General features: G+C 52.6%; 8 protein-coding genes. 7 read left to right on the top strand and 1 reads right to left on the bottom strand.

Features of this window, described 5'->3' with window-relative positions:
* Nucleotides 1-30 precede the first annotated feature (30 nt).
* Nucleotides 31-438 carry a CBS domain-containing protein gene (locus ACT3TY_RS11700; protein WP_172118312.1) on the bottom strand — a complete coding sequence of 136 codons (408 nt, stop codon included), beginning with the start codon at nucleotides 436-438 and terminating at the stop codon, nucleotides 31-33.
* Nucleotides 439-656: 218 nt separating this feature from the next.
* On the opposite strand from ACT3TY_RS11700, the gene ACT3TY_RS11695 reads away from it, so the two are divergent.
* The 7 genes from ACT3TY_RS11695 to ACT3TY_RS11665 all read left to right on the top strand — a co-directional run bounded on the left by ACT3TY_RS11695 (nucleotide 657) and on the right by ACT3TY_RS11665 (nucleotide 6,420).
* Nucleotides 657-1,241 (top strand): YqaE/Pmp3 family membrane protein, encoded by a 585-nt coding sequence (locus ACT3TY_RS11695; RefSeq protein WP_441679223.1) that lies wholly within the window; start codon nucleotides 657-659, stop codon nucleotides 1,239-1,241.
* Nucleotides 1,242-1,330: 89 nt separating this feature from the next.
* Nucleotides 1,331-2,200, top strand: coding sequence for a carboxylate/amino acid/amine transporter (locus ACT3TY_RS11690; RefSeq protein ID WP_441679224.1), 870 nt, complete (start codon nucleotides 1,331-1,333; stop codon nucleotides 2,198-2,200).
* Nucleotides 2,201-2,285: 85 nt separating this feature from the next.
* Entirely contained in the window at nucleotides 2,286-3,218 is a 933-nt protein-coding gene (locus ACT3TY_RS11685) for an NAD(+) kinase (RefSeq protein WP_441679225.1), read from the top strand.
* 2 nt (nucleotides 3,219-3,220) lie between these two features.
* Entirely contained in the window at nucleotides 3,221-4,207 is a 987-nt protein-coding gene (locus ACT3TY_RS11680) for a metallophosphoesterase (protein WP_444628339.1), read from the top strand.
* Nucleotides 4,208-4,444: 237 nt separating this feature from the next.
* Nucleotides 4,445-5,296 (top strand): rhomboid family intramembrane serine protease, encoded by an 852-nt coding sequence (locus ACT3TY_RS11675; RefSeq protein WP_172118307.1) that lies wholly within the window; start codon nucleotides 4,445-4,447, stop codon nucleotides 5,294-5,296.
* Between the two features lie 10 nt (nucleotides 5,297-5,306).
* Nucleotides 5,307-5,591: a YeaC family protein gene (locus ACT3TY_RS11670; RefSeq protein ID WP_087111591.1), complete on the top strand. Its 285-nt coding sequence runs from the start codon at nucleotides 5,307-5,309 to the stop codon at nucleotides 5,589-5,591.
* The gene (locus ACT3TY_RS11665; RefSeq protein ID WP_253927050.1) at nucleotides 5,575-6,420 is read left to right on the top strand and encodes a DUF2797 domain-containing protein; all 846 of its coding nucleotides are present in this window, start codon (nucleotides 5,575-5,577) and stop codon (nucleotides 6,418-6,420) included. Before ACT3TY_RS11670 ends, ACT3TY_RS11665 begins: the two co-directional genes overlap by 17 nt.
* The last annotated feature ends 15 nt before the right edge of the window (nucleotides 6,421-6,435 follow it).

Genomic DNA, 6,435 nt, shown 5'->3' with positions numbered 1-6,435 from the left:
CGCCACTGTTTTTTCATACGCACATTGTTATCAATGGCGGCGAATGGTTAACAAGGCCATAAGAATATCGCGCCGGGTCACGATGCCGACGAGTCGCTGTTGTTCAACCACCGGGTAAACCTTGGGTTTGTCTCCGAGCATTTCCTGGGCAAGGTCTGTGATGCTTTTGTTAGGTGTGGTGGTAAGCACCTCTTCGCGCATCAGCTCACCCACCAGTGGCGACTCATGGTCATGGTATAAGCAGTCAAGCACACGGCCTAGCACATCTTTCTCAGAAATATAGCCGATTAATCGATCTGCCATATCGACTACCGGCACACCAGGCAGGCGATGAAGTGCCAGCCCCTGTGACAGCGTGGTAATTGAGGTAGATGGCGAAACGCGGTAACAATCCTTGGACATGATATCGCGGACAATATGCGGGCTTGGGTGTTTCATCTTGGCACTCCTTACGCACACTTTCATTTACCTTACTTGTGTGTGCAGCATTTGGCGAAGGCATCGTGGCTAAGTGCAACGTTTATGATGTTATTCGATAATAGGGTGAGTAACGTCTTAAACGTATTTACTCACTGTAGATGATTTAGGCGTAGTTGATGTAGGTGGACGCCACGCCTATTCAACGCTTTGCTGAACGTGACTCAAAGGAGCTTTACATGGATGCACGCGAATACCTGAACCGCAAAGGCGTCGGTGTCGAGCGGGAATCTGACCGTCCCAATACCCTTGAGGAAAAATCCTGGGAGCGAGCCCGCGGGGCAGGGGAGCAGCGGCCCAAGTCGGGTACCCCTCATGATTGGGAGGATTGGGAGCGCTATCACGACGAGCTAGCGAAAGATGCCAGCGAACTAGAGCAAAAAATTGATAAGCAGGCACATCGAAAAGAGACACTTGAGGCAACGCCTGCCGAGCAGGCGCACGTGGCGGTAGAGCACTTTACGCCTCCTAAACCATCGTCAGCGCCCCATCCGCATGTCGCCAACCCCGATGCGCAAGTTGTAAGGCCTGACATCACGCTTGACGAGCCTCACTCAAGTGCTGATCAGCCTTCGGCCAGGCGTGCGGATAGCGAGCCAGGCGCACTCAAGGCAGCCTATCTCGCCTTGGCTGTTTTGCTCCCTCCGCTAGCGCTGGGGCTCACCGGCGCGGGAGGCACGCGCCTGCTTATTGGCATTGTGTTAACGCTGCTGGGTTGGCTGCCTGGGGTTATCTATACACTTGTGTGGCTCCAGCGTCGTTAACTTATTGCTTGGTTGTTGGTTTACCTGTTGGCAGGCCCTAAGAAATCCGTATAATTTGCGTAAACTCTTTCTAAGAAACGAGGTTTACGGTGGGCTATCTAATTAGCGTGACAGCGCTTTGGGCGTTTTCCTTTTCTTTAATCGGGGTTTATCTAGCGGGGCAGGTCGATAGTTATTTCGCGGTGCTTGTGCGGGTAACCCTGGCGATGCTGGTTTTTTTACCCTTTTTGCGCCCCAGCCTGCTACGCGGCAAACAGCGTATTACGCTGATGGCGCTTGGCGCCATTCAACTTGGGGTGATGTACACCTTTCTTTATCAGTCGTTTTTGCTGCTTTCAGTGCCAGAAGTGCTGCTCTTCACCATCTTTACGCCGGTGTATATCGCTTTACTGGATGACCTGTTGTTTGGCCGTTTCACGCCTATCTACTTACTTACCGCGCTATTGGCCGTTGTGGGGGCTGCTGTCATTCGCTATGACGGGATCGACAGCGGCTTCTGGCTCGGTTTTTTTGTGGTCCAGGGGGCCAATCTCTGCTTTGCGCTAGGCCAGGTCGGGTATCGCCGCTTGGCCGCAGACTTGCCGGCTGACCTTGCGTGGCATAACGTTTTTGGATGGTTTTTCATTGGCGCCATGGTCGTTGCACTACCGGCTTATTTATTGCTCGGCGATAGTGCGGCGTTACCCAGCACACCGCTGCAGTGGGGAGTGCTTGCCTGGCTTGGTCTGGCCGCCTCTGGTGTGGGGTACTTTGCCTGGAACCAAGGCGCTACCCGCGTCGATGCCGGTACTTTGGCGATCATGAATAATGCACTCATCCCGGCCGGGTTATTGGTTAATCTTGTCATCTGGAGCCGTGAGGCCGATATCGTTCGACTACTGCTGGGCGCACTGATCATGGCGGCCTCGCTCTGGTTGAATCACTGGTTACTCCAGCGACGTAAGGTAGCGGCAGCCTAAGAGTTTCTCTTGATTTGGTTAGGCGTATTTGCCCGATACTCCCGGTATCCCCATAATGTCAGGCTGATGCTAGCGAGAGCCGCCCATGCCTAACACGTCACCACCCACTTCAGCGCCGCTAACCGGCCAAGGAAACTCACGGCCCTTTAAAACGATTGGCTTAATTGGGCGCTTGGGCAGCGAGAAAGTCATCGACTCGTTGCAGCGGCTCATTAGCTATCTGGTCGAGCATGATTACAGCGTTTTGATTGAAGACCGTACGGCAACGGCGCTTCCCCAACACGGGCAGCCGGAAGCCAGTCGCCGGATGCTGGGCGAGCTTTGCGACCTTGTTATTGTGATCGGCGGGGACGGTAGCCTGTTAGGCGCCGCCCGCACATTGTGCCGCAGCGGGACACTGATGTTAGGCGTTAACCGTGGCCGCTTAGGATTTCTTACCGATATCTCGCCTGACGAGCTGGAAAGCCGAGTGGGCGAAGTATTGGCGGGCGAATTTGAAATTGAGCAGCGTTTTTTGCTGGAAGCGGTGCTTTATCGTAATGGCGTTGCGGTCGGCAATGGTGGTGCATTAAATGAGGTCGTCGTGCATCCGGGTAAAGCCGTCCGCATGATTGAATTTGAACTGTTTATTGATGGTCAGTTTGTTTACAGCCAGCGCAGCGATGGCTTGATTATCGCAACGCCTACCGGCTCTACCGCGTATGCACTTTCCGGCGGAGGCCCCATCATGCATCCCAAGCTTGATGTCGTGACGCTGGTGCCGATGTTCCCGCATACGCTTTCCAGCCGACCGATTGTGATTGATGCCGCCAGTGAGATTCGAATTCATATTGGTGAAACCAACCAGACCTACCCGCACATTAGCTGCGATGGGCAAACCCGGGCGGTTGCTAAGCCGGATGATGTACTGGTGATAAAGCGCAAAGCCGAACGTGTGCAGCTTGTGCACCCTATCGGACATAACTTCTATGATGTGCTGCGCAGTAAATTGGGTTGGAGCCACCGGTTAGGGGATTAAGCATGACAGGCTACGACCTGATTGGTGATGTTCACGGCTGCGGTGCCACGCTAGTCACCTTGTTAGAAATGCTGGGTTACCGCGAACAGCGTGGCGTTTATCGCCATCCGCAGCGTAAAGTTATCTTTTTGGGTGACCTGATTGACCGTGGCCCACGTATTCGCCTCGCCGTCACCGTTGCGCGCCGCATGGTCGAGGAGGGCGAAGCCTATATTGTGATGGGCAATCACGAGCATAATGCACTCGCCTATATGCACCCGGCGCCACCCGGTAGCCATAAGCGTTGGCTGCGTGAGCATACGCCGCGCCATAATCGCATCATGGAAGATACGTTGGCGCAGTATCAGGACTACACCAATGAGTGGGATGACACGCTCGCCTGGTTTAAAACGCTGCCGCTTTTTTTAGAAATCGACGGTATTCGCGTGGTACATGCCTGTTGGGACGATAGGTTGATCGAGCAGTTAAAACAGCGCCTGTCTGATGGCCATATGGATACGCGATTTTTGATCGAATCTACTGATCCTGGCACGCAAGCCTATCGCATCATTGACCGATTAACCCGTGGGGCCAACATTCCCTTGCCTGGCGGTATCGCGATTCATTCAGGCGATGGCTATACACGGCAAAGCTTTCGGGCGCATTTTTGGGCCGCTAATCCAACCCGTTGGGGTGATGTGGTTTTTCAACCCGATCACTTGCCTGGCGACCTGGAAACACGTCTATTAACCGAAAACGAGCGCCAGCGTTTGAGTTACTATGGGCCGGAGCAGCCGCCCCTGTTTATCGGCCATTACTGGTGTGAAGGTATTCCTGCGTTACCTGCTCCCAATATTGCGTGTTTGGATTATAGTGCTGTCAAGTATGGCCGTTTGGTCGCCTATCGATGGGACGGCGAAACACCGCTGAATGCAGATAATTTCGTTTGGGTAGAAGTGATTAAAGAAGAACGTTCCCATGCCAATTTATATGGAAACGATTTTTATTAACCTATATTGTCTTAATATACAAGGCTTTACATTTTTTTTATAAAACTGCTGAACTAACTGTGCGGTCGGCCATCAGAGTAGGTGTTCCCTTGAATGATCCCTTGCTTTATCCGGCGGCCCCCTCCGCCGGTTTTTTTTGGCCATGATTTTTTTTTTTCTCATGGTATTTGTCTTCATGCAGCAATAGTCGATGAAGGGGTTGGTTTTCAAAGGCGAGGGCCTCAATAGGGAGAGTTTATGCACCCCGTAATGCACTTACCAAGTGATGCTGATACGCAGGAACTGCGTAAAGCACTTTGGCACTATCGAATTGGGCATCGCATTACAGAAGAAGCCGAGGGCCCTCTGCTTTGGATAGCCGACCCACGTCAGCACGCAGAGCTTAAAAGCCTGGTAGCGCGCTGGGAGCGTGGCGAAGCACTTATTGTTGATCAGCCCGCCAATCGCCGCTACGCATCCGGCAATATACTAACCACCTTGCGCCATGTTCCTGTTACCGCTATCGCGATGGCTATTAGTCTTGTGATATTTGCGTTAACGGGGGTGTTGGGTGATAGCGTCGTGATGGCGTTAACCATCGTACCGATAGAAATTTCGGGCAATCAGTTTGTATATCGCAGCTTAACCGATGGGCTAATAAACGGGCAGGTATGGCGGCTGCTTTCACCGGCATTCCTGCACTTTGGCTGGATGCACTTGATCTTCAACCTTATGTGGTTATGGTACTTTGGGCGCCAAGTGGAGGTGCTACAAGGCAGCCGTACCATGCTGCTTTTGCTTTTAGTTGCGGGTATCGGCGCTAATCTTGCGCAATATTTTACCGGAACCGTGCTGTTTGGCGGTATGTCGGGCGTGGTTTATGCCCTGCTAGGGCATGTTTGGGTGATGTCGCGACGTGCGCCACAACGTGGTTTTTTCGTTCCTCAAATGCTGGTTGTGTTTATGTTGGGGTGGATGGTGTTCACCATGACCGATATGGCCAGTTGGGTAGGTTTTGGCAATGTCGCTAACGAAGCACATTTAGGTGGGCTCCTCGTCGGGCTTATTACTGGCGTGTATTATTCGTCTCGCCGTTTGAAAACAGATTAAGAGATCCGTAATGAGCGATATGACGTTCGATAAAATGATCAACCAAATGACACCTGCGATTTATGAAAGCCTTAAGCAAGCGGTGTCGCTGCGTAAGTGGCCCGACGGTCGCTTTCTTACCGCTGAGCAAACAGAGCTGTGTCTGGAAGCGGTGATGCGCTTTGAGGCTGAAAATAACGTGCCTGAAGAGAAACGCGTGGGTTATCTGGAGCAGCGTACGTGTGGAGCGGCGTCTTCTGGCGCAGGTGTTACGCCAGAAATGGCAGGTTTGGGACGGGATGCAACGCGTGGTTGAACAGGCAGTGCAAGGGTGTTTACGCAAGATGTCGGTCGTATTGCCTGACCGGCCGGGCGACCAGGTGAGTTACCATTTGCGTGCTGGGGATCAGCACATCCCCCTCAATTCGCGCGTAGGCAAGCCGATATCGCTTCATTGGAGCGGCGCTATTGCTTGCACTCACTGCGGTCGAGCGACTAAAAAAAGCTTTGCTCAAGGGCATTGTTATCCGTGCTTCAAGCGCTTGGCGCAGTGTGATACCTGCATCATGAAGCCTGAGACGTGCCATTTTTTTCAAGGCACATGCCGCGAGCCTGAGTGGGGCGAAACGCATTGTTTCCAACCGCATATCGTGTATTTGGCGAACTCATCGGGCTTAAAAGTTGGCATCACCCGTAAAACACAGATGCCGACTCGTTGGATGGACCAGGGCGCTATCCAGGCGCTTCCCATACTTGAGGTCGACACGCGTCAGCAGTCAGGTTTCGTCGAGATGCTTTTCAAAGAGCAGGTAAGCGACCGAACCAATTGGCGGGCTATGCTGAAAGGGGAGGTGGAGACGCTTGATTTAATTGCCGAACGTGATCGCCTGTTGGAAACGCTTGATGGCGGTTTGAATCAGCTGCGCGACCAGCATGGCAATGACGCAATTCGTGAGCTGGATGAAACGCCCTACACGTTTGATTACCCGGTGGAGACGTTTCCACGCAAAGTGACTTCCCATAATTTTGACAAACAACCCTTGGTCGAAGGCGTGTTACAAGGCATTAAAGGACAGTATCTCATCCTTGATAGTGGAGTGATTAATCTTCGTAAATTCACGGGTTACGAAATCACCCTAAGGTAAATCGGCTAGCCAGAG

It is taken from the genome of Halomonas sp. AOP22-C1-8 (genome assembly GCF_052378905.1).
Lineage (GTDB): Bacteria > Pseudomonadota > Gammaproteobacteria > Pseudomonadales > Halomonadaceae > Vreelandella > Vreelandella citrativorans.
This window is presented reverse-complemented; position numbering and strand designations above follow the sequence as displayed.